The organism is Asticcacaulis sp. EMRT-3 (genome assembly GCF_030027245.1).
Classification (GTDB): Bacteria; Pseudomonadota; Alphaproteobacteria; order Caulobacterales; family Caulobacteraceae; genus Asticcacaulis.
On sequence record NZ_JASERT010000001.1, the window covers coordinates 2,575,979 to 2,598,761 of the forward strand.

At 59.7% G+C, this 22,783-nt stretch carries 12 protein-coding genes; 7 read left to right on the forward strand and 5 right to left on the reverse strand.

Going from position 1 to position 22,783, the window contains the following annotated elements; all coding sequences use genetic code 11:
• Positions 1 to 676: 676 nt before the first annotated feature.
• From QB905_RS12145 to QB905_RS12160, 4 genes are all read left to right on the forward strand, one after another.
• Positions 677 to 4,135, forward strand: a complete 3,459-nt coding sequence (locus QB905_RS12145; RefSeq protein WP_282975284.1) for a TonB-dependent receptor — start codon at positions 677 to 679, stop codon at positions 4,133 to 4,135.
• 251 nt (positions 4,136 to 4,386) lie between these two features.
• Positions 4,387 to 5,928 carry a tryptophan halogenase family protein gene (locus QB905_RS12150; protein WP_349252581.1) on the forward strand — a complete coding sequence of 514 codons (1,542 nt, stop codon included), beginning with the start codon at positions 4,387 to 4,389 and terminating at the stop codon, positions 5,926 to 5,928.
• Positions 5,925 to 7,433: a tryptophan halogenase family protein gene (locus tag QB905_RS12155; protein ID WP_282975286.1), complete on the forward strand. Its 1,509-nt coding sequence runs from the start codon at positions 5,925 to 5,927 to the stop codon at positions 7,431 to 7,433. Before QB905_RS12150 ends, QB905_RS12155 begins: the two co-directional genes overlap by 4 nt.
• Positions 7,434 to 7,481: 48 nt before the next feature.
• The gene (locus QB905_RS12160; protein ID WP_282975287.1) at positions 7,482 to 8,993 is read left to right on the forward strand and encodes a tryptophan halogenase family protein; all 1,512 of its coding nucleotides are present in this window, start codon (positions 7,482 to 7,484) and stop codon (positions 8,991 to 8,993) included.
• A gap of 79 nt (positions 8,994 to 9,072) precedes the next feature.
• On the opposite strand, the gene gabT is transcribed toward QB905_RS12160, so the two are convergent.
• The 4 genes from gabT to QB905_RS12180 all read right to left on the reverse strand — a co-directional run bounded on the left by gabT (position 9,073) and on the right by QB905_RS12180 (position 15,158).
• Positions 9,073 to 10,344, reverse strand: a complete 1,272-nt coding sequence (gabT, locus tag QB905_RS12165; protein ID WP_282975288.1) for a 4-aminobutyrate--2-oxoglutarate transaminase — start codon at positions 10,342 to 10,344, stop codon at positions 9,073 to 9,075.
• A 509-nt stretch (positions 10,345 to 10,853) separates the two neighbouring features.
• Positions 10,854 to 12,401, reverse strand: coding sequence for a DHA2 family efflux MFS transporter permease subunit (locus tag QB905_RS12170; RefSeq protein WP_282975289.1), 1,548 nt, complete (start codon positions 12,399 to 12,401; stop codon positions 10,854 to 10,856).
• A gap of 92 nt (positions 12,402 to 12,493) precedes the next feature.
• Positions 12,494 to 13,603: an HlyD family secretion protein gene (locus QB905_RS12175; protein ID WP_282975290.1), complete on the reverse strand. Its 1,110-nt coding sequence runs from the start codon at positions 13,601 to 13,603 to the stop codon at positions 12,494 to 12,496.
• 61 nt (positions 13,604 to 13,664) lie between these two features.
• Positions 13,665 to 15,158, reverse strand: a complete 1,494-nt coding sequence (locus QB905_RS12180) for an efflux transporter outer membrane subunit (protein WP_282975291.1) — start codon at positions 15,156 to 15,158, stop codon at positions 13,665 to 13,667.
• Between the two features lie 121 nt (positions 15,159 to 15,279).
• Between QB905_RS12180 and QB905_RS12185 the strand changes: the two genes are divergently transcribed.
• The 3 genes from QB905_RS12185 (at position 15,280) to QB905_RS12195 (ending at position 19,446) form a co-directional block, all read left to right on the forward strand.
• On the forward strand, positions 15,280 to 15,924 hold the full coding sequence (locus tag QB905_RS12185; protein ID WP_282975635.1) for a TetR/AcrR family transcriptional regulator: 645 nt from the start codon (positions 15,280 to 15,282) through the stop codon (positions 15,922 to 15,924).
• 69 nt (positions 15,925 to 15,993) lie between these two features.
• Positions 15,994 to 17,709, forward strand: coding sequence for a sensor histidine kinase (locus tag QB905_RS12190; protein ID WP_282975292.1), 1,716 nt, complete (start codon positions 15,994 to 15,996; stop codon positions 17,707 to 17,709).
• 87 nt (positions 17,710 to 17,796) lie between these two features.
• Positions 17,797 to 19,446, forward strand: a complete 1,650-nt coding sequence (locus QB905_RS12195) for an EAL domain-containing protein (RefSeq protein WP_282975293.1) — start codon at positions 17,797 to 17,799, stop codon at positions 19,444 to 19,446.
• 175 nt (positions 19,447 to 19,621) lie between these two features.
• Here QB905_RS12195 and QB905_RS12200 read toward each other — a convergent pair whose 3' ends face one another.
• A complete protein-coding gene (locus tag QB905_RS12200; protein ID WP_282975294.1) occupies positions 19,622 to 22,618 on the reverse strand; it encodes a sugar-binding domain-containing protein in 2,997 nt (998 codons plus the stop codon).
• Positions 22,619 to 22,783 lie beyond the last annotated feature (165 nt).

Consider the following 22,783-nt stretch of genomic DNA (forward strand, 5'->3'; position numbering starts at 1 on the left):
GGGCGGGTCGGGAGCAAGACGTGACATTTATATCGAACCGGAACCGCCATAAAGGACGGCATAAAGGGTTAATAGCGTAAAAAAACTATAGGCGGCTGAGCGACTCAGTGACGCTTTCGGACGGAGAAGCGATTTCAATAAAAGCCGTAAATCGGACGCTTGAGTCTAAAATTTATGGAAAACACCTAAATATCAAGCAATTGTCTTACAAATGGCGCCGGTTCATTGTTGGTAGCGCTTTCACGCCTTTATTATAACCCTGTGGAAAATTCACTCCGCTTGCCAAGCCTTATGAAGCCTTGGTTTGGAGGGTCTGAACTGTGGCATTCATGCCATTGTTGGGCGGGATTGTGGCCGGTTTGTGATATTGCTTCTAGTCATTGTGGAACCGCTCCTATAACTAATAAAAATACGAAATAATAAATCAGGTCGAGAAGCGCACTACGTCACACAGCCCATTCACAATCCTTTGCCGTCGCTGCGTAAAATTGACCAAAGTGTCGAAACGTAGTGTCCCCAAGGGATGGGAGGTCGCGTGAAGTCCGGTTGTAATGGATTACAGGCTGATTTCCATGCTGCATGTCGGGTCGCTTTCTTTTTCGGATTGCTGTTTTGTAATGGGTCTCACCAGCGTCGACTCGGGCACGCTGTAAGGACAACTTAGGGAGAAGACATTATGAGAAGTATCAATGGCAAGGTTCGTTTCGGGCCGAACCTGCTGAAAGCCGGTGTTTCGGCTATGGCTCTGACGGCGATGGCCGCAGGTGCGGCTGTTCCGGCGTTCGCTCAGGACGGAGCGCCTGCCGCCGCCGCTCCGACCGGTGCCGCCACGGAAGTTGTGGTCGTCGGTGTCCGCCGTTCGCTGCAAAGCGCGCAGCAGATCAAGAAAAATGCCGACACCATCGTCGATTCGATCACTGCCACCGACATCGGCTCCTTCCCGGACAAGTCCGTGGCCGAAGCCTTGCAGCGCGTGGCCGGTATCACCGTGTCGCGCTTTGCCGCCACCACCGATACGGCCCACTTCTCGGCGGAACCGTCGGGCGTGCTGGTGCGTGGTCTGTCGCAGGTGCGTTCGGAATTCAATGGCCGCGACACCTTTTCGGCCAATTCGTCGCGCGGTCTTTCGTGGGGCGATGTTTCGCCTGAGCTGATGGCCGGCGTCGATGCCTACAAGAACGAAACCGCCGACATGATCGAAGGCGGCATTGCCGGCACGATCAATCTGCGCACGCGCCTGCCGTTCGACCAGAAGGGCCGCCTGCTCGCCTTCTCGGCCGACATGGCTTATAACGATCTGTCGAAAGCCACGACGCCGGACTTTTCCGGCATCTATGCCAATCGCTGGGATACCAGCATCGGCGAGTTCGGCGTGATGTTGAATGCTGCCTATTCAAAGGTCGAAACACGTTCGCAAGGTTCACAACTGTTCCGCGATGGCATCTTCTGCGCCCCCGGCGGCACAGCCACCATCGACCCCGCCAGCGGCAATGTTCCGGCCAATGCGGGCTGCAACACGCCTCTGTTCCCAGGCGCTTCGGGTTATGAATATATCCCGACCCGCGATACGCAGAACGATGCTACCTACAACCGGACGCGGCATGGTGTGGCGTTCGCAGCGCAATGGCAGAACCACTCGCACAGCCTGCTGGCCACCTTCCAGTATAATGACACGAATTACGACAATGAGATGACAGAGCATCGCCTGATGGCGCAGTTCTACAGCTCGTATAATTCGCCGGTCAGCACGGTCTTCGATAATACGACCGGCAATGCGCCGCTCCTCCTGCCTGCCACGGGGACGGATCCTTTCGTTTTCGACGACCAGGGTATCTTCCAGTCAGGCACGCCGAGCGGCCCTTACTACAACAGCTCGGGTAGCGGTCTGTTCTCTGACAATACCGGCAAGACTCTGCTGGCAGGCTGTTCCAACTGGAACGGTACCGGTTCGCCGACTCAGGCTGAATGCGGACGGATGGGCACGGTTCTGAACACCATCACGCGCTATTCTGACAATCAGGAAAAAACGCAGGACGCCTCGTTTAACCTGAAGTGGAATCCGAACGACAAGCTGCGCCTGAATTTCGATGTGCAGTACGTCAATTCGACCGTCAAAAACTACGACATGGAAGCCTCGTTGCAGACCTGGGCGAATACCACGCTTAATATGAACGGGCCTGGCGGCCATCCGACCATGTCTTTTGCATCGCCTGAAAACATCGCCTTTGCTGATGGTGGCGATCTGACGAACCCCGGTGATTACCATTATGACTATCTGATGGATCATTCGGAAGACAGCGCCGGGCATGAATTCGCCACGCGCCTGGACGCGGAATATCTCTTCGGTGGCGGATGGCTGAACAGCTTGCGCGTCGGGGTGCGTTACTCCGACCGTGAACAGGATATTCGCTGGTCAACCTATAACTGGAGCTCCATTTCCGATGGTATCTGGAGCAATGCTCCGACAGATCCGGTTCTTGACGGCAATGGTAATGTCCTGACGGCGGGTAGTGCGGGCAACAACCTGTACCATCAGTTGACGTCGAACTATGCTGTTACCAGCGCCATCTATCCGCAAAACATCTATAGTGTTCAAAGCTTCGGCACGAGCATTATGGGCAATAACCTGCTGAGTTCAAACAATTTTGTTTGGCTGAACACGAATATTGTCAAGAACCAGGCCGCTCTTGCCGCAGCCTTGGGGGCCCCAGCTCTCGGCTGGACGGATAAGGACTCACCGACCGGTTACGAAGGTTGGGTGCCGGTCTGCGAACGTATCAACGATCTTCCGGGCACCTGCTACACGCCGTCAGAAACTAACCATGTGGCTGAAAAGACGCAAGCGGTCTACGCCATGCTGAAATTCGGCGGCAATGACCAGACGATCGGCACTATGACGGTGGATGGCAATGTCGGTTTGCGCTGGGTTCAGACGGAAGACGATTCCCGGGGCTATCTGCAATTCCCCACCAGCCCCTCCATTGGCGCGTGTAAGGATCCGACAAACCCCGCCAACCCGCCAGCCTCCCAGCAGGTCGGTTGTCTGGCTGGTACGCCGGGTGCCACCAATATCAATGCGGCGGTGGCCTTCTCCAATAATGGCTATACGGCGACAAATACCGACAAGACCCACATCAACTTCCTGCCCAGCTTCAATCTGAGGCTTGGCCTGACGGATCAGTGGTTCCTGCGGTTTGCGGCGTCCAGGGCCATGTCGCGTCCCGATATGGGTTATCTGAAGAGCTATATTTCGCTCGGCAGCCCGTCCTGGGATCAGACCTGTAATGTGGCCGCCAACTGTATCAAAAACGGCAGTGGTCAGACGGTCGATATGATCCCGACCCTGACGGCAACAGGTGGCAATCCCAACCTGAAGCCGATCACGGCGGATCAGTTCGATATCTCGCTTGAAGATTACTTCGCTTCGGCGGGTTCGTTCACCTTCGACCTGTTCTACAAGAAGTTCTACGACTATATCCAGCTCGGCCAGCTCAACGAAACCTTCACCAATAATGGCGTGTCGGAAAATGTGAAGCTGCAAGCGCCGTTGAACTTCCCCGGTGCTACGGTCAAGGGCTTCGAAGTGGCTTACCAACGCTTCTTCGACTTCCTGCCGTCGCCCTGGAATGGTCTGGGCATTCAGGCGAACTACACGCACATCCATAATACGGGCGTGAACAACTCGACCCTGAACCCGACCAATGCCGGTTCTCCGATCCCGCAAAACAGCTCGAGCGGTGTGGGCAATTACGACTCGATCAATCCGCATTCGCTGGAAGGTCTGTCGGACGACGCCTACAACGTGATCGGCATGTATGAAAAGGGCCCCTGGGCTCTGCGTCTGGCCTACAACTGGCGCTCGAAGTACCTGGTCACCGCGCTTGATTGCTGCGTTGGCTTGCCGGTCTGGCAACGCGCTCAGGGCGTTCTCGACGGGTCGATCCGCTACAAGGTTAATGATAATATCGAAATCAACCTTGAAGGCAGCAACCTGACAAGCCCTGAAACGGTTATCCTGCAACAGGTGTCGGGTGACTTCACCGGTGATAATCCGAATGCGAAGCGTGTTTTCGCACCGGATGGCTGGTTCAAGTCGGACCGCCGCATCGAACTCGGCGTGCGCTTTAAGTACTAAAAGCGTCATGCCAAAAAGTGGATATCGCTTTTTGGAACAACATGATGCGTTAACAAAAGCGTAAACATCTGAATCGGGCGCGCCGTGATCCTTCGCGGCGCGCCTTTTTCATGTGAAGGCGGAATATTCAGGCGGGGCTTTGAAACGCTGACGATTATGTGATTTGTTGCGATGGCCCGGATGCGCAGACTATCCGGGCAACAGAGTAAGGCCATAAAGGGCGACCGGGGAAGATGCAGTCTCGTTTGAAAGTGGTAATTGTGGGTGGCGGCACATCGGGCTGGATGTGTGCGGCGGCCTTGAGCAAAACCCTGCGTTCCGATCCGGGGCGGGCCCTGTGCGATGTGTTACTGATCGAATCGGAAGAGATCGGCACGGTCGGGGTAGGTGAGGCCACCTTGCCGCAGATCAAGGATTTCAACAGCCATCTCGGCCTCAACGAGGCCGACTTCATGCGCCGCACGCGCGCCACCTTTAAGCTCGGCATCGAGTTCAGGGATTGGGGGCGCAAAGGCAATAGCTATGTCCATCCGTTCGGTGATTTTGGCCAGCCGGTGGCCGGGGCCGACTTCGTGCACGCCTGGAGCCGCGGGCAGGCACTGGGGGAAACGGCTCCGGTGGAGGCCTGGTCCTATGCGGTTCAGGCGGCGCGGCGCGGCCGCTTCGATTTCCCTTCGGAAGATGTAAAGTCGATCAAATCGACCTATAATTACGCCTATCATTTCGATGCCGGGCTCTATGCGGCTTATCTGCGTGAGTTCGCGGAAAAGCATGGCCTCAAACGCATTGAAGGCAGGGTGACAGATGTGCGTCGGGTGGCTGATAATGGCGATATTGCCGCCGTGGTGCTGGCGTCTGGCGAGGTGGTGGAGGGCGATCTGTTCATCGATTGCTCCGGCTTTCGCGGTCTGCTGATCGATCAGGTGATGCAGGCGCCGTGGCAGGACTGGTCGGGCTGGTTGCCGTGTGATCGCGCCGTGGCCATGCCGTGCGAAGCCTCAGGCTCGTCCCTGCCGTTGACGCAATCGGTAGCGCTGGAGGCCGGCTGGCGCTGGCGCATTCCCTTGCAGCACCGCACGGGAAATGGCTATGTTTTTTCCAGTCAGTATCTCAGCGATGACGAGGCCACGATGCGCCTGTCGGGTCTGCTGGAGGGTGCGCCGACCGCCGATGCTAAGATCCTGCGTTTTAAAACGGGCCGCCGTCTCGGTTCGTGGAGCGGCAACTGCATCGCCATCGGTCTGGCCTCCGGCTTTCTGGAGCCGCTCGAATCGACCAGCATCTATCTGAGCCAGATCGCTATCACCAGCCTGCTGCAACTGTTTCCGTCACCGGATCAGCCGTTCCGGGTCGATGCGCGGCTGCGCAATGAATTTAACCGCCGCGTCGATCTCGAATATGACCGGGTGCGCGATTTTCTGATCCTGCATTACCGCGCCAACAGCCGCGACGATGGCGAATTGTGGCGCTATGTCCGCCATATGCCGGTGCCGGACAGCCTCCATGACAAGATCGCGCAGTTCCGCCGCCGTGGCTATATCCACCATTATCGTGAGGGGCTGTTTTCACCGGCAAGCTGGCTAGCCGTCTTCACCGGTCAGGACATCGTGCCGCAGGGCCATGACCGCCTGATCGACGCCATGCCGGACGAAAAGCTGGTCGAGACGCTGCACGACCTCAAGCGGCGCATCGATCTCAATGTCGATGACATGCCCAGGCATGACGACTTTATCCGCAATTACTGCGCGGCTCCCGGCCTGGATACGCACAACCTGCAAGGAGCCTCGCTTTGAGCCCGGATATGCCTGTGAAAAAGCTGGTGATCGCGGGCTGCGATGCGGCGGCCTGGCTGTCGGCCTGCGCCCTGATGCGCGCCTTTGGCCCCAGCGGACTGAATATCGAGGTGGTGGAGTTACCCAGCCTGTTGCGCCCGCAGGATGTGGTAGCCAGCCTGCCGCCGCTCGAAGCCTTTCACCGGCTGCTCGGTATCGATGAGCATACTTTGCTGAAAGCGACGGGCGGCGCCTATAGTCTGGGGCAGGGTTTCGCCAATTTTTCCGGTACGGCGGCACCCTTTTTCCATCCTTATGGCGATCATGGCATAGGGTTTGAAAATATCTCTTTTGCGCAACTGTGGTTCCAGGCGCGCCGCGGCGGCTTGCCGGTCAGTTTCGAGGATTTTTCGCTGACGGCGGTGGCGGCAAAAAACGGTCGCTTCTTTATCGGCGACAGCCAGACTCAGGCCTTTGGCCGCAATGATTATGCCTATCATATGGTGGCGTCGGCCTATGTGCGTTTTCTGAAAAACCACGCGCTCGGCATGGGCGTCAGCGCCACAACGGCGCGCGGTTTCGATGTGGTGCTGGAAGAGGATGGCGCCATCAAGGCCCTGCATCTGGCCGATGGGCGCATGGTCGCGGGCGATCTGTTCATCGACGCGACCGGCGCGGACAGCCTGCTGCTCGGACAGGCGCTTGGGGTCGGGTTCGAAAGCTGGTCATCATGGCTGCCTTTTAACCGCATCCTGTCGGCGGGCGGCGAAGGCTTGCGCAGCCTGCCCCCCTGTTCGCAGGTGCGCGCGCTGGAAGCTGGCTGCCTGCACATGACGGCGGTGCAGGGCATGACGGGTGTGATGCACGCCTATGACGGACAGTGGCTGAGCGACGAACAGGCCGCCGAGGCGCTCAATGTGACGGCGGGCCTGCCGATCCGCAGCAGCCTGACCCTGAGCGAGCGCCATCCCGGCCAGCGCAGCGTGGCCTGGGCGCGCAACTGCATCGCCATCGGCGAAGCGGCCTGCGTGTTCGATCCGATTGATAATCCCGATCTCCACGCCCTGCAACTGGGACTGGCCCACCTGATCACCCTGTTTCCGCTGTCAACCGATTGCGCGGTGGAGGCGGCTGAATATAACCGCATCATCCGCAACGGCCATGAGCGAATCCGCGATTACCAGATTACGCACTACAGGCTGAACCGGTTGCATGATCGTCCGTTCTGGGATGGGCTGCGTGACATGGATGTGCCCGACACGCTCAGGGAAAAGCTGGCCCTGTTCGAGGCGCGCGGTCTGGTGGCGCTGGGCGAGGACGAAACCTTCACGAGCGACGACTGGCTATCGATCTTCATCGGCCACGGCCTGATGCCGAAAACCTATGATCCTGTTGTCGATCTGGTTTCGCAGGACGCGGCCATCCGCCATGTGCAGGGCTTGCTCGGCTTTATCCGCGAACGGGTGCAGGATATGGATTCGCACGATGCCTATCTCGAACTGTTCGTTGCGCACAATTTTGCCTGAAACCATGATCCGAAATCGATGGAACGGCTCTGACGGAAAGACGAAAATATGACGACCAGACCCTTGCGTAAAATTGTGATTGTTGGCGGCGGTACGGCGGGCTGGATGTCGGCGGCCCTGCTGTCGAAAACGCTCGGTACACAGAATTACGACATTACCCTGATCGAATCCGAGGAGATCGGCACGGTCGGGGTGGGCGAGGCTACCGTGCCGCCCATGACCTTCTTCAATGAGGTGCTGGGCGTCAATGAAGACGAATTCGTGCGCGAAACCAATGCCACCTTCAAGCTGGGCATCGAATTCGTGGACTGGCAACGGCCCGGCACACGTTATTTCCATCCGTTCGGCGTCTATGGCAGCGATATGGACGGTGTGAGCTTTAATGCCTTCTGGCTGCGCATGGCCAAGATGGGCGGCCATCCCGATTTCGGGCGTTTCAACGCCGAAACTGTGGCGGCGCGCGACATGCGTTTCGACCGTGTGGCCAAGGGGGGACGCCTGCCCGACATCCATTACGCCTATCATTTTGACGCCACACTCTATGCCGCCTTCCTGCGCAGATACAGCGAAAAGCGCGGTCTGGTGCGTGTCGAGGGCAAGGTGGTCAAGGTGCATCAGAATGCCGAAAACGGCTATGTCACCTCGGTTGAGCTGGAAGGCGGCCGGGTGATCGCGGGCGATCTGTTCCTTGATTGCACAGGCTTTCGCGGCCTGTTGATCGAACAGACTCTGAAGACCGGCTATGAAGACTGGACGCACTGGCTGCCGTGCGACCGGGCGGCGGCGGTGCCGTGCGAAACGCCGGCAGGCGGGCTCACCCCCTATGTTACCTGCACCTCGGTCGAGGCAGGCTGGCAGTGGCGTATTCCGCTGCAACATCGCACCGGCAATGGCTATGTCTATTGCAGCGACTATATCAGCGATGACGAGGCCTGCGCCAAACTCCTGTCGCGTCTGCCCGGCAAGGCGCTGAAAGATCCGAAAATCCTGCGCTTCGTCACCGGCTACCGCAAGAAGGGCTGGAACAAGAATGTTGTGGCGATTGGACTGGCTTCCGGCTTTCTTGAGCCGCTCGAATCGACCAGCATCCATTTCATCCAGACCAATCTGTCACGACTGGTATCGCTGATGCCGCGCACCGAGATCAATGAGGCGGTGATCGACGAATATAACCGCCTGACTCTCGGCATTTATGAAAACACCAAGGATTTCCTGGTAGCCCATTATAAGGTGACCGAGCGCGAGGACACGCCCTTCTGGAAGCATTGCAAATATATGGATATTCCCGACAGCCTGAAGGCGCGGCTTGAAATTTTCCGCAGTCAGGGCCATGCCAGCGTCGGCTTGCAGGAATTTTTCAAGGAGCCGAGCTGGTTTGCTGTTTTAATCGGCCAAGGATTGATTCCGCATGATTATAATCCGGTGGCCGACGCCATTTCCTCGGATGAGCTGAAGCTGCGGCTATCGCGAATCCGCACCAATATTCAGGATCGTGTCAAGGATATGCCGAAGCACGACGCCTTTATCGCCAGGCACTGCGCCGCCGCCATTACAGTTTAGATTGTAACAGAATCCGGGTGAAACTTCGTTTAGAGCGGTTTGCATGCCTTTGACCGATTCAATCAGAATGCAAACCGCTCTAAAGGCTGAGCGCGGTTTCGAGCTTCGCCATGCCCTCTTCGAGGATGGCGTCAGAAGCCGTCAGCGGGCACAGGATGCGGATGGTGTTGGCGTAAACCCCACACGACAGCAAGATCAGCCCATTCGCCTGCGCCTTGGCCGTGACGGCCTTGGTGGTGGCCGCATCGGGGGCGTGGCCGCCGTGTTCGCTGACAATATCGAAAGCGATCATGGCACCAAGACCGCGAATGGCGCTGATCGGCACCACATCATTGCGCCGTGACAGGGCTTCGAGCCTTGCCTTCAGCCTGTCGCCCTGCCTTTGCGCCGCTTCGCACAGGTTTTCTTCTTTGATCACGTCGAGTACGGCCAATGCGGCGGCGCAGGCCACCGGATTGCCGCCATAGGTACCGCCCAAACCGCCTACTACAGGCGCGTCCATCACCTCGGCGCGCCCCGTCACGCCCGACAGCGGATAACCGCCCGCCAGCGACTTGGCCATGGTCATCAGATCGGGTTTGACATCGTAATGTTCCATGGCGAACAGCTTGCCGGTGCGGGCAAAACCGGTCTGCACCTCGTCGGCGATCAGCAGGATGCCGTGTTCGTCGCAAATGCCGCGTAAGGCGTGCATCAGTTCAGGCGGGGTGATCAAAAAGCCGCCTTCGCCCTGCACCGGTTCGATGATGATGGCGGCCACCGAATCGGGCGCGACATCGGCCCTGAACAGATGGTCGAGCATTTTCAGCGTGTCGGCCACATCGTTGCCGGAGACGGGAAACGGCAGGTGGTAGATGCCCGCCAGAGCCGGGCCGAGATCCTTTTTGTAGGGCGACACCTTGCCGGTCAGGGCCGAGGTCAGGGCTGTGCGGCCATGAAAGCCGCCGGTAAAGGCGATGACATTGTCGCGCTTCGTATAGGCGCGGGCGATCTTGACGGCATTTTCGACCGCTTCGGCGCCGGTGGTCAGGAAGACGGTCTTGGCCGGTTTCGCCACCGGAGCCAGTGCGTTCAGGCGTTCGGCCAGGGCGATATAGCTCTCATAGGGCACCACCTGAAAGGCCGTGTGGGTGAAGGCGTTCATCTGGGCCAAAGCCGCAGCCTGCACCTTCGGATGGCGGTGGCCGGTATTGAGGACGGCAATGCCACCGGCGAAATCAATGAAGCGGTTGCCGTCAGCGTCCCACAACTCGGCATTTTCGGCATGACCGGCATAGAGGGTGGTGGCATGGCCAACCCCGCGTGGCACGGCGGCGGCGCGGCGGGCAGCGAGATCGGCATTGTGGCTCATTGATGGGCTCCTGATCGACACGCCTTAATAGCACATTGTGATCACAATATGCCAGATCGGGAGCAGGATGAAAGGATAGATTTTTAGCCACGAAAGACAGTTCGGCAAGGCTAAGGCTATGAAAAAATTTAAACCACGGAAAACACGGATCGCCGCTTCGCGGCGTCACGGATGAACAGTGCAAACTGGAATGACAGTCGAGGCGCAAGCCTCCTTATCCGTGTCATGGCCAAAGGCCATGATCCGTGTTTTCCGTGGTTAAATTTTCTTTCTCGTTTTGGCTTCGCCGTGTCTTTCGTGGTTTTAAAAAACCGCGTTCAGCAAGTAGGTGACAGCGCCAAAAAAAGAGGCGGCTCCGAGGGGGAAACGGAACCGCCTTAAAGCGCAATTATTCTAGATTTTCCGAACCGCTTGCGGTGAGGCAAGGGCAAGTGCCCGGCCGAGCTTTTGCGAGGAAAAGCCTCAGTGGCGTTTGAACGTAAAAGAGAAACTGATGACGCTTCGCGTCATCAGTGCACGCTCGACAGATCGACCGGCCCGCTGGGCTTGGGCAGGGTCCAGGCCAGGAAGGCGCAAAAGACGAAGACGATGGCCGCGCCCATGAATATCTGGTTGGTGGCGATCATCACCGACTGGGTTTGCAGCAACTGATCGACCGAGGCCAGGGCCGAGGCGCTGCCGTTTTGCAAGGCGGCGGGCAGGTTGGACAGGTCAATCAGCGGGGCCAGCTTGGTATGGGTGGCGTTGGAGGCGTTCGACCAGGCGGTGGTGACGAAGGAGGTGGCCACTGCGCCCGCCATGCTGCGGATGAAGTTTTGCAGACCCGATGCCGAGGCGGTTTCCTCAGGTTTGACCGCCCCCATCGAAATGGCGATCAAAGGCATGAAGAAGAAGGGCATACCGGCCCCGGCCAGGAAGATCCAGATGGCGATTTCGCTATAGGACATGCCGGTATCGGCATGGCTGCGCATGAAGGTGATGAGGGCCAGCCACATGACGCCGAAGAAGATCAGGCGGCGCGGATCGACCTTGGCCGTCAGTTGCGAGGCAATCGGCGCGGCGACGATGGCGAGAATACCGATCAGGCCGGTAGCATTGCCCGCCGAGGTGGCGGTCCAGCCGAGATTGGTCTGCATCCATAGCGGTGCAATCACATTGATGGCGAAGAAAGAACCGATCATCAGGGCCAGACACACCATCGCCAGGGTAAAGCCGCGATAGCGGAAGATGCGCAGATCGACGATCGGGTTGGAATCGGTCAATTCCCAGATGACGAAGGCAATGAAGCCCAAAAGCGCGGTGATGGCCAGACCGACGATCAGCGGCGAGGCGAACCAGTCGCGGTCCTTGCCGAGGTCGAGCATGATTTGCAGCGCGCCCACCCACAGGACGAGCAGGCCCAGACCCACCGTATCGACGCGCGCCTTGACGGTCTTGGTTTCCTGGCTGAACAGGACGCGCCAGACCAGAAAGCCCGCCCCGATGGCGATGGGCACATTGACAAGGAAGATCGACCCCCAGCCGAGATTATCGCACAGGGTGCCGCCCAGAACCGGCCCGGCGATGGGGCCGAGCAGGGTGGTGATGGCCCAGATGGCCATAGCGGCGGGCTGGAGCTTCTTCGGAAAGATGGTCAGCAGCAGGGTTTGCGACAAAGGCATCAGGGGCCCGCCGCAGAAGCCCTGAATGATACGGGCGAAGACCAGAATATGGAAGTTGGGCGACAGACCGCACATCAGCGAGGAAATGCCGAAGCCGATCAGGGCCACCGAAAAGGTGCGCACCGTGCCGAAACGCGCCGCCAGCCAGCCGGTGAGCGGCACGGCAATGGCCTCGGCCACGGCATAGGAGGTGATGACCCATGTGCCCTGTGAGGTCGAAACCCCCAGCGCCCCGGCGATATTGGGTACGGACACATTGGCGATGGAGGTATCGAGGATGGCGACAAAATTGGCGAGGGCCAGCAGGATTCCGCACATCCACAGGGTCAGGCCCTGTAACTGCACATTACCCGTTGAGGTCAAAGCCGGGGCGTCAGGGTTCGTAGCACCAGACATGGGTCCAGTCCTTCTGAAAAAAGCGGGCTGCAAATCGGAAAAGCGATAAACGAAACCGGAACGCCGCGCGGGCGACATTCCGGCAGGCAGGCTTACTTAACGCCGGAGACGTCGATCTTGGCGTTCATGCTCATGCCGACGCGCAAAGGATGCTGTTGCAGTTCCTTCGGATCGAGCGAGATGCGCACCGGCAGGCGTTGCACGACCTTGATCCAGTTGCCCGTGGCATTCTGAGCCGGAATGACCGAGAAGGCCGAACCGGTGCCGCCCGACAGGCCGATCACCTTGCCGTGGAACTTGACCGAGCCGCCATAGACATCGGCGGTCATGACCACGGGCTGGCCGATCTGCACCTTCTTGAGCTGCACTTCCTTGAAGTTGGCGTTGACATAGGCGTTCTGGATCGGCACCACCTCCATCAGGGGCGACCCGGCCTCGACGCGCTGGCCAACCTCGACCGTGTTCTTGGCGATCACGCCATCAATCGGCGCGCGGATGACGGTGCGGTCGAGATCGACCTGCGCCTGTTGCACCTTGACCTCGGCGGCCACGACCTGCGGGTTCTGGCCGACGCTGACATTGGAGATCAGGGCGTCATTGGAGGCGCGGCTGCCTTGCGCGGCGGCGGCCTGCGCCCTGGCACTGTTGAGCGCGGCGGTGGCCTGACCAAGCGCGGCCTTGGCCGAGGCCAGGTCTTCGCCGGTGACAGCGCCGATGGAGACGAGCGTCTTGCGGTCATCATAGGCCTTCTGCGCCTTGACGAGGGCCGCCTGGGCGGCGGCTACCTGCGCATTGGCGGCGTTGGCCTGGGCCTGCAAGGTGGCGTCATTGGCGTAATAGGTCGAAACCTGGCGCGTCACCTGATCGAGCTGGGCCTGCGCCTGGGCGAGGGCCAGCTTGGTGTCGGTATTGTCAAGCACCACCAGCACATCGCCCTTTTTCACCGGCTTGGTGTCGTAGATATTGGCGGTGATGACAGGGGCGGTGATCTGGGCCGTAACATTGGCCGACGAGGCATTGACATAGGCATTGTCGGTGGACACCGTCTTGCCGCCGAAGAGCAGCTCATAGCCGCCCCACAGCAGAACCGCCACGACGATGATGGCGCCGAAGATCATGAACAGCGGGCCGCGCGATTTGGAGGCGGCGGCAGGCGCAGGGGCGGGGGCGGGAGACGAATCGGGGGAGGTTTGATCGGTCATGTGCTTGAACTTTGTGTGTAAACTTGGCTTATAAACGGGGCGTATAAACGAAACGTGTCAATTATTCAGGCTGGAAACCGCCGCCAAGCGCGGCGATGAAGCGGATGCGGTCATTATAGGCCTGGGCCTGAAGATCGGCATAGGCGCTGTCGGCGGAAGCCAGATTGATGCGGGCGGTATCCAGATCCATCTTCGTGGCCAGACCGTGCTGGAAGCGCGCCTGCACCAGATCGAGGGTCTGGCGGGCTCCGTCACGGCGGATTTGCGCGGCGGCAATCTGGTCGCGCGTCGAATCGGTGGATGAAGCGGCGTCGGCCACCTGCTGGAAGGCCTTGGTCAGGGTCTGGTCGTAAGACGCTACAGCCGCATCGTAATCGGCCTCATAGCCCCGGTATTCGGCCTTGAGGCGGCTTTGATGGAACAGGGGCAGGCTGAAGGCCGGCCCAATGCCGCCGATGTCGGAGCCATCCTGGAACAACTGGTCGAAACCGCCGCGCGACAGGGCCTGCACACCCCAGTAGGCCGACAGTTTGACATTGGGATAGAAGTCGGCGCGGGCATATTTGATACCGGCGCTCTGGGCCTCGACACGCAGGCGTGCCGCCACCACATCGGCGCGACGACCGAGCAGATCAAGCGTCACGTTTTCCGGCAGGGTATTGACATCCACAGGTGCCAGATGCGGGCGCGTGATCGACAGGCCGCGGTCGGGGCCTGCGCCCACCAGAGCGGCGAGCAGGTTTTTCTGGCCACGTATCGCGCCATCGGTGGCGGCAATGCGGCCCGTCAGTTGCGCCTGCTGATCCTGAACGGCCAGGACGGCGTCTTTGGTGATGAGCTGGTGATCGGCCAGGGCCTGATTGAGGCTGAGCTTGTCGTCGGCCGCCTGTTTCATGGCGCTGAGCTGGTCTTGGGCCGCATAGAGGCGGTCAAGCTCGACATAGGCCTGGGCGATGGTGGCAGCCAGGGTCTGGCGGGCGGCTGTGGCATCAACCTGCGCGGCTTCGGCGGCGCGGCCCGCCCCCTTAATGGCGGCGCGGCTCTTGCCCCAGAAGTCGAGATCGTAATTGGCATCGAGCGAGACGCGCGTCAGGTTCTGGTAGCCCTGCGGCAGGATTTCGCGCGGATCGAACGAGGCGCTGCCGAAGCTGACCGATGACGGCGTACCCATATTGATGGATTGTTTGGTGACCGAGTCGGTGATGTTAAAGCTGGCATCGGCCTGGGTGGCGGCCTTGATCTGGGCGCTCTGGGCCTCGGCCTTTTCGATGCGCGCCTGCGCCGCCTGAAGATCGGGCGAATGGGCGAAGGCTTCCTGCATCAGGGCGTCGATCTGCGGGTCGTTAAAGCCCGTCCACCAGTTTTGTGCGGGCCATTGCGCCCCGGCCTGACCAGCCAGGCTCTGGCTGGCGGCGAGGTCGGAAGCCTTGAGCGGCGTCATCGTCGTGGACTGCGGCACACTGGCGCAGGCGCTGAGCAGGGCCAGGACGCTGACCGCCGCGAAAGCCTTGATATTTAAGGGCTTGACGGACAGGGACGTGATAGGGGAGGACATGGGGGAGATAGCCCTGATATACACAAAAAGGTGAACCGTACTGTACAGTTCGGAATATCTGCGCTAGGATGGTTTTCAAGTCAAGCACTAACTGTACAGTATGGTACAAATTTTTATGGAAATGCTCAACACAGCCTCTCGTGATACAGCCAGCTTTAAAGACCAGCGGCGCGAGCGGATTATTCAGGTCGCCCGAAGCGTTTTTTTCGAGGTTGGCTATGCCGGCGCCAGCATGTCGATGATCTCCAGCCGCCTCGGTGGCTCGAAGGCGACACTGTACGCCTATTTCAACAGCAAGGAAGAGCTGTTTTCGGCGATTATCCGCGAAGGCTGCCAGGATATGGCGGCCATCTTTCAGGCCCATATCGGCACCAATGACCTGCGCCAGTCCCTGACCACTATGGGGCAGGAGATGATGAGCCTGATCCTGTCGGACTGGGGCAACCGCACCATGCAGCTCATCATCGAGGAAAGCCCGCGCAATCCCGACCTGCCGAAGCTGTTCCACGACGCCATCGAGACGAGCGGCAAGAAAACGCTCAGGCAGCTTCTGCAAACCGCCCATGACAGGGGGCAGATCGAAGCGCCCGATGTTGACGAGGCCGCCGGTATTCTGAAAAGTCTGCTGTTCGGCGACATCCACTTCAAGCGTCTGCTCAATCTGTGTCCGGCACCCGAAGCGCAAACCCTGCACCACCATATTGACCGGGCCATCGATGTTTTCATGACCTATTATGGTCGTGCGGCGGAACCTGCGCGTTCATAATCTTTACCAAAATGTAAATCTTTTTGGTTAACGTCTTGCGAATCAAGCCGGTAATCGAGACGATCCGCCATGACCCAGTCCCCCGACGATTCCAAGCTGGCCGCCTCCGTCTGCCAGTTGGCCATGGCCATTTTCGACCTGCCCGGCGCGGTGCTCAAACTGTATGAGGGCGAGCGCCTAATCACCATCGGCGCGGCAGGCATGGCGGCGGGCCTGCCCGATCATCTGGCCTTTAGCGACGACCGCAATCTGTCCGAAGGCTTATGCGTGGCCGATGCCGCGCGCGACAGCCGCTTCTTTCTCGAACCCGTGGTGCTCAAAGCGCAGGGCGTGCGCTTTTATGCCGATGCGCCATTGCTGAATGAAGGTCATGTCATCGGCCTGTTGTCGGTGTTTGGCGATGCGCCGCGTCACGATTTCGATGCGCGCCGTCAGGCCCTGCTGTCCGCCGTGGCCGATATTGCCGCCGTCCTGATGACCGCCGCCGAGAGCGCGCGCGACCGCGAGATGTTGCAGGCGGCGCTGGCGGCCCAGACCGCACGCCTCGACCGCGCCGCCACCCTGACCCATTTCGGTTACTGGACGATCGATCTGGCCAGCCGCCAGCTTCACTGGTCAGACGGGCTCTATGCGTTATATGGCCGTGACCGCGACAGCTTCATGCCCAGTCTGGCCAGCCATTTCGATATTTTCGGCGCGGCGGCGCAAGAAGTGGTTAACCATGTGCAGCGCGCCGTAGCCGACGGGGCCGATTTCGATTTCACGCTGGATGTTGGCGGCGAAAACCCGCGCCTTTTGCGCACACGCGGCGGCGTCGAATATGATGTGGCCGGTGGCCTGCCCGCCCGGATATGCGCCGTGGTCTGCGCGGCCGGTGAACAGGCGGACGCCCCGGCGGTTCAGGACAAGGCTTCCCTGCCGCACGACGAACCGCTGATGCGCTTTACCCAGGAACTGCGCCATCCGCTGAAAGGGATTCTTGAAGCGGCTCAGGCCGAGCATCCGGATGTGGCCGCCTATAGCGAAGGCTTGCGCGCTTCGGCAGAGGCTTTACAGGATCTGATCGGTGAAAGCGTCGAAGCCGGTGATCCGGGCGAACCACCTGTGCATGTGGCCGAGGTGATCCAGGCGGCGGTCGAGCCGTTTGTCGCCCGCGCCCGCGCTTTTGACACCCGCCTCAACCTGCATTTTGTCGATTTCAACCGGACACAGGCGCGGCTCGACGTGATGCGGCTGGAACAGGTGCTGCAAAATCTGATCGGCAATGCCTGCCAGTTCACGCGCGGCGGGGTGATCAGCGTGACGGCCAGCCAGGTACAGGCCGAAAACCCTGTCAATGGCGCGATGGAAACGCGCTTGCATGTGTCGGTGCGCGATTCCGGGCCGGGCATGAGCGAAACCGAGGCGCAAAGTCGGCTCAATGGCCACATGGCCGGGGCCGGATTAGGCCTGTCGGTGGCGCGCACGATTGTGGAACTGCTCGACGGCCATATTGGCATCCATGCCCAGCCGGGTGAAGGCACCCATGTCTGGTTTGAAATTCCGCTCATCTGGGCCGATACGAAACCTGCCCGTCCGCGTCATCTCGCGCCTGATCCCGTTCTGACGGAGCCAAAACACGCTCAAGCGGAAGCGCCGCTGATGCGCGGCCCGGCCTATCTGCCGCGCCAGGCTGCGGCACAGGCTGCGGCACCCATCATCCGGTCGGCACCCGTCGATGCAGACCGGATCAACCGTGAATATCTGCGCGCCCTGTTGCAGGATATGAAGCTTGGTCTGAGCTAAGGCGTACCGCCGCATTTCGCCAATTCTTAAGACCTTGGCTGTATTGTGATGGTCAATGTCCAAAGAGACTGCCGGGGAAAACCTGTCTTGACCGAAGACCTGAAACATCAGCGTGACCGCTATATTGCCTTTTCTCTGGCGGCGGCGGATCTGCTGATCGAGGTGGATAGGAATTTCCGCATTGTTCGCACCATCGGCGCGACCCAGGCCCTGTTGAGCGGTGTCGCTGCCGAGGTGGTGGGGCGCGATGTCTGTCAGGTTTTCACCATCGCTGACCGCCATTTTGCCCGCCGCTTGCTGGAGCGCGTCATCACCGCGGGTCGCATCGAGCCCTGCGCCCTGCACCTCGATCAGAAAGACCAGCCGCCGCTGCTGGTGAATCTGGGGGCCTGCCATCTGTCGGGACAGGACGGCCATTCCTTTCTCAGCCTGACGGTTTTGTCGGACGCGGTTGTCATCAACAGCGACGGCCGCGATCCGGTATCGGGCCTGTTCGACAGCGCCACCTTCGAAGCCTTTGCTGAAAAGACCCTGCAACGCGGTGGCCCGGCCATGCCGGGAAGCATGAAGATGGTGCGCGTCAGCGGTCTGTCACGCGCCATCCGCGAAATGCCCGCCGCCAAAGCCTCCATGCTGGTATCTGAAATCGGCGCGGTGTTGCGGGCGCAATCCTTGAGCGGCATGGCGGCGGCCCGCCTGTCGGAAGAGGACTTCAGCTATCTGCCATCGCCCGCCGGGGCCGCTGCCAGCCCCGAAGTCCTGTCGCACGACATCGATGCCGCTGCGCGCGCCGCCGGCCTGCCCGCCGGCAGCCTGAAGACCTCGGTGATGAATCTCGAACTGTCGGTCGGCAATCTCGATCCTGACAGCATCGCGCGGGCGCTGAATTACGTCTTGAGCGATTTCTGCCGCCCCGAACGCAGCCCGATCAGCGATCTCGAAGGCGGCTTGCAGGCGGCGATGGCGGCCACGGTCGGCCAGTTCGATTCGATCAAGTCCCTGATCGATTCCGGCACCTATACGCTTTACTATCAGCCGGTGGTGCAACTCTGTGATCGCAGCGTGCATCATTACGAAGGTCTGCTGCGCTTTGCCGACGGGCGTTCGCCTTTCGATACGATCCGCATGAGCGAACAGCTTGGCCTTGTGCAGGATTTCGATCTGGCCGTGGCGAAAAAAGCCGTCGATATGCTCAATCTGCGCAGCGACATCAAGGTGGCGATCAACCTGTCGGGCCAGTCGGTGCAGAACGATCTGTTCCGTGAAAATCTGCGCCTGTTGCTGCTGCCGTTTCCGCAGCTTTCCACGCGGCTTCTGTTTGAGCTGACCGAGTCCTCGGCCATCGACGATATGGAAACGGCGGGCAATTTCCTGCGCTGGCTGCGCCGAACGGGCTATCAGGTCTGTCTCGACGATTTCGGTTCGGGCGCGGCCACCTATGCTTACCTGCGCCGTTTCGATGTCGATTTCGTTAAGATCGACGGCCCGTTTCTGATGGAGGCGCGTGATAATCCGCGCCAGCGCGCCCTGATCCGCTCGGTCGTTTCGCTGGCGCGTGAGCTGCGCTCGGAAACCGTGGCCGAAATGGTCGAGGACGAAGACATGGCCAGGCTGTGCCAGGATATGGGCATCACCTTCGGCCAGGGCTATCATTTCGGCAAGCCCAAGCCCCAGATCGAGGCGCCGAAAGAACTGATCGTCGGCAAGCGCAAGGGCTTCAGCGAAAGCTGGGGCTGATTGCCCACTATTTAAGATTAACCACGGAAAACACGGATCGCCGCTTCGCGGCGTCACGGATGGATAGCATAAGCCCTTTTTATCCATGTCATGTTATCCGTGTCATGGCCGAAGGCCAGGATCAGTGTTTTCCGTGGTTTTAATCCTTTTCGTGTCTTTCGTGTTGGAAAGGCTGCTAGGGCACGGTTTTCAGAATATCGGCCTCGACCACGCTTAGACGCCAGCCCGCCGCCACCTTGTCGGCCCCAACGCTGGCGGCTTCTTTATTATCCTTCAGCTCAACGATCTTGCCGAAGGCATCGCGGTCTTCGGTCGGGCCGGTCAGTGTGATACGCAGATGCTGGCCGGTGGCGGGGGTCAGCGGCAGATTGACATAGCCGAGCGATTTCGGCGTGACGCCCTCAAACACCACCTTGCCATCGAGCGTGACGCGGATCGGATAGGAGCGTAAGCGCCAGCCGGTCAGTTTCAGCGACAGAAGCGACACGGCCTCAGGTCTGGCGAAATCATATTCGATCCAGGCATTGGCGGGCGTGCCATCGCTCGACCAGGCGGTTCTTTCATTATCGTCATGGCTGTCGCCCGCATCGCTCTGATTGGAACCGGCGATGATGGCCGCCACAGGCACAGTCCATTGAAAGGGCTGGTAAGAGGGCGTCAGCGGCGTCGGCCCGCGCGACAGATCGGACGGCTGATAGTCTCCGGCAAAGACGGTCGAAAGCCCATCGCTCACCGTGCCGAAGTCGGTGAGCGCGTGACTTTGCGTGTCGAGCGCCGCCGGTTTCAGCCCGTCGGCGGTGGCGGTCAGATGGACATGGCCCGCCTTCGTGGTGGCGCGGATCAGGACGCGGTTGACGCCCAGTTCCACCGGTAAGGTGGTGGCCAGCACATCGTTTGTGGCGTCCTTTTTGGCCGGATCGTACGGCCCTTCGCTCTGGGCGATGCCGCCTTTCCAGATGGCGGCGCCGGTCAGGTGAAAATGGATCGGCGTAAAGGCGGTCGGCACGCGCTGGCCGTTCTTGTCGATCACCTCGACATCGACCAGCATCAGGTCGTCGCCATCGGCCACCAGACCACGCGGGCCATCATGCGGCGTCAGGCGGATGGCGGCGGGCGCGCCTGCGGTTTTTAAGCTATATTCGGAGTTTTTTCCATCCTTATAGGTGGTGACGGCCTTCAGCTCGCCCGGCGCATAATGCACCTCAGGGAAGGTGAACAAAAAGCCTGAGCTGCGTTCACCCTTGCCGAGCGATTTTCCATTGAGGAACAGTTCGACACTCTCGCCATTCGCCACGACATAGACCGGCTTGACCGTGCCCGCCGCATAGGTCCAGTGGCCGATAATGTAGGTGGCGGGCTCATCCGAATTGACCCAGCCGCCCCACATGACGCGGTCGGCGTACCAGGCGTCTTTCGGCAGGCGCACGGCGTCGAGTACGCCGGAGCGGCGGTAATTATTATCGCCACGAAAGTGCGAATTGCTGTCGGTAAAGCCGATCTTGACGCCACCCGCATTGACGCGATCACCTGAGCCGGGGCGCTGCTGGTAATAGTCCCACCAGCGTTTAACGTCCTCGACCGCCATCGAATCGTTATTGCGGTTATAGTCGGGCGCATCTTTATGGAAGGGCGGCGTCCAGTCGTCCTCATAGGCGCGCGCCGCTTCATCGCGTGAATATTCATGCGCCCACAGGGGCTTACCCGCGCTTTTGTTGATATAGAGCATTTCGCCGCCATATTCGGCGATTTTGGAATCAAGCATTTCGCGCGCCCCAATGGCGCGGCCACCGTGCGGATCATAGAGGTCGCGTACCGCCTTCATCTGCGCCATATGGTCTTCGGTAATCGTCTTATTGCCGCTCTCATAAAAGATGATCGACGGGTCGTTGCGGTTATAGATGATGGCGTCGCGCATCAGCTCAACGCGCTGCTGCCAGCGGCGATCCTTGGGGTCGCCTTCGGAATCACCCGCCGGCATATTGGTCAGAAGCCCCAGACGGTCGGCCGATTCGACCTGTTGCTTCGAGGGCGTAACGTGCATCCAGCGCACCAGATTGCCATTATCGTGGGTGATCAGGCTGTCGGAAAAATCGCTGATCCACGGCGGCACCGAAATGCCGACGGCGGGCCATTCGTCGGTGGTGCGCTGGGCATAGCCTTTCAGGTGCAAAACGCGGTCATTGAGCGAAAACATGCCGTGCGCGAAGGTGGTTTTGCGGAAGCCGGTTTTTGTGTCCACGGCGTCGATGACGTGGCCGGACTCGTCCTTCAGCACGGTGGTGACGGTATAGAGATAGCCGTAACCCCAGCTCCAGAAATGGAGGCCGCCGATCTTCGCTTCGGCGCTTAAGGTCGTCGTTTCGCCCGCCTTCAGCGCTGCGCCGCCGCCGTCGATCGTGGCCACCAGCTTGCCGTCAAGATCGCGCACCATCGCCTGATAGGTCACATTCATCGCCTGATCGGCATGGACCTCCGTCTCGGCATGAATAGTGGCGCTTGCGCCCGCAATATCGAAGCCATCGGCCCAGATATAGGCGCCGGTCGTGCCGAGATTGGAATAGAGCGGCAGGGTCTGGTACACATCACCGGTCAGATGCAGACGCGCCGGCTTATTAATGCCGCCATAATTGGCGTAGAAGTTCATGTCGCTCCACTGGAACGGCGTGTGGGTGGCACGCTCGCGGTATTTCCAGTTGCTGTCAACGCGCACGGCCACGACATTGTCGCCCGGTTTCAGGGCTTTCGTGATGTCGAAACCAAAGGCCATGACGCCATTTTCGCTTAAACCCACTTCAACGCCATTGACCCAGACCTCGGCGGCCTGACGCACGCCCTGAAATTCGAGAAAAGCATGGTCGGCGTGCGTGCCTTTCGGCAGGCGGAAGGTTTTGCGATACCAGGTGATGCCGGTCGACAGCTTGTGGATGTCGCGCGCGAACGCTTCTTCTTCATTGAAGGCGTGCGGCAGGGTGACGGCCTGCCAGCCCTTATCGTCATAGGTCGTGCCGGACGCCGCCGGATCATCGCCGGTGTGCATCTTCCAGTTCTGATCGAAATCGAACGACTGACGCGGCGAGGCGACCACGGTGGAGGCGCGCTCGGCATGGGCGGCTGTGGCCATGCCCGTGCAGAGGAGGATGGCGGCGATGGGCAGGCGGGATAAAAGCTTCAAGACAGGCTCCACGCACTAAGGTCATACCAAAAAAGACGATGGGTATGATCAATAATGCGTGGAGTTGCGCATATGCAAGCAAAATTTGCGCGTTTCAATCAGAAACGATCTTGCGACAAGAGATTAGAATTCGAGAGGCGTTATATTTATAAGAAAAATCATAAA

Coding starts and splice junctions, on each gene's coding strand:
- QB905_RS12185 (WP_282975635.1), top strand. CDS start 15,280: ATGCTCAACACAGCCTCTCGTGATACAGCCAGCTTTAAAGACCAGCGG.
- QB905_RS12190 (WP_282975292.1), top strand. CDS start 15,994: ATGACCCAGTCCCCCGACGATTCCAAGCTGGCCGCCTCCGTCTGCCAG.
- QB905_RS12175 (WP_282975290.1), bottom strand. CDS start 13,603: ATGACCGATCAAACCTCCCCCGATTCGTCTCCCGCCCCCGCCCCTGCG.
- QB905_RS12145 (WP_282975284.1), top strand. CDS start 677: ATGAGAAGTATCAATGGCAAGGTTCGTTTCGGGCCGAACCTGCTGAAA.
- QB905_RS12160 (WP_282975287.1), top strand. CDS start 7,482: ATGACGACCAGACCCTTGCGTAAAATTGTGATTGTTGGCGGCGGTACG.
- gabT (WP_282975288.1), bottom strand. CDS start 10,344: ATGAGCCACAATGCCGATCTCGCTGCCCGCCGCGCCGCCGCCGTGCCA.
- QB905_RS12170 (WP_282975289.1), bottom strand. CDS start 12,401: ATGTCTGGTGCTACGAACCCTGACGCCCCGGCTTTGACCTCAACGGGT.
- QB905_RS12180 (WP_282975291.1), bottom strand. CDS start 15,158: ATGTCCTCCCCTATCACGTCCCTGTCCGTCAAGCCCTTAAATATCAAG.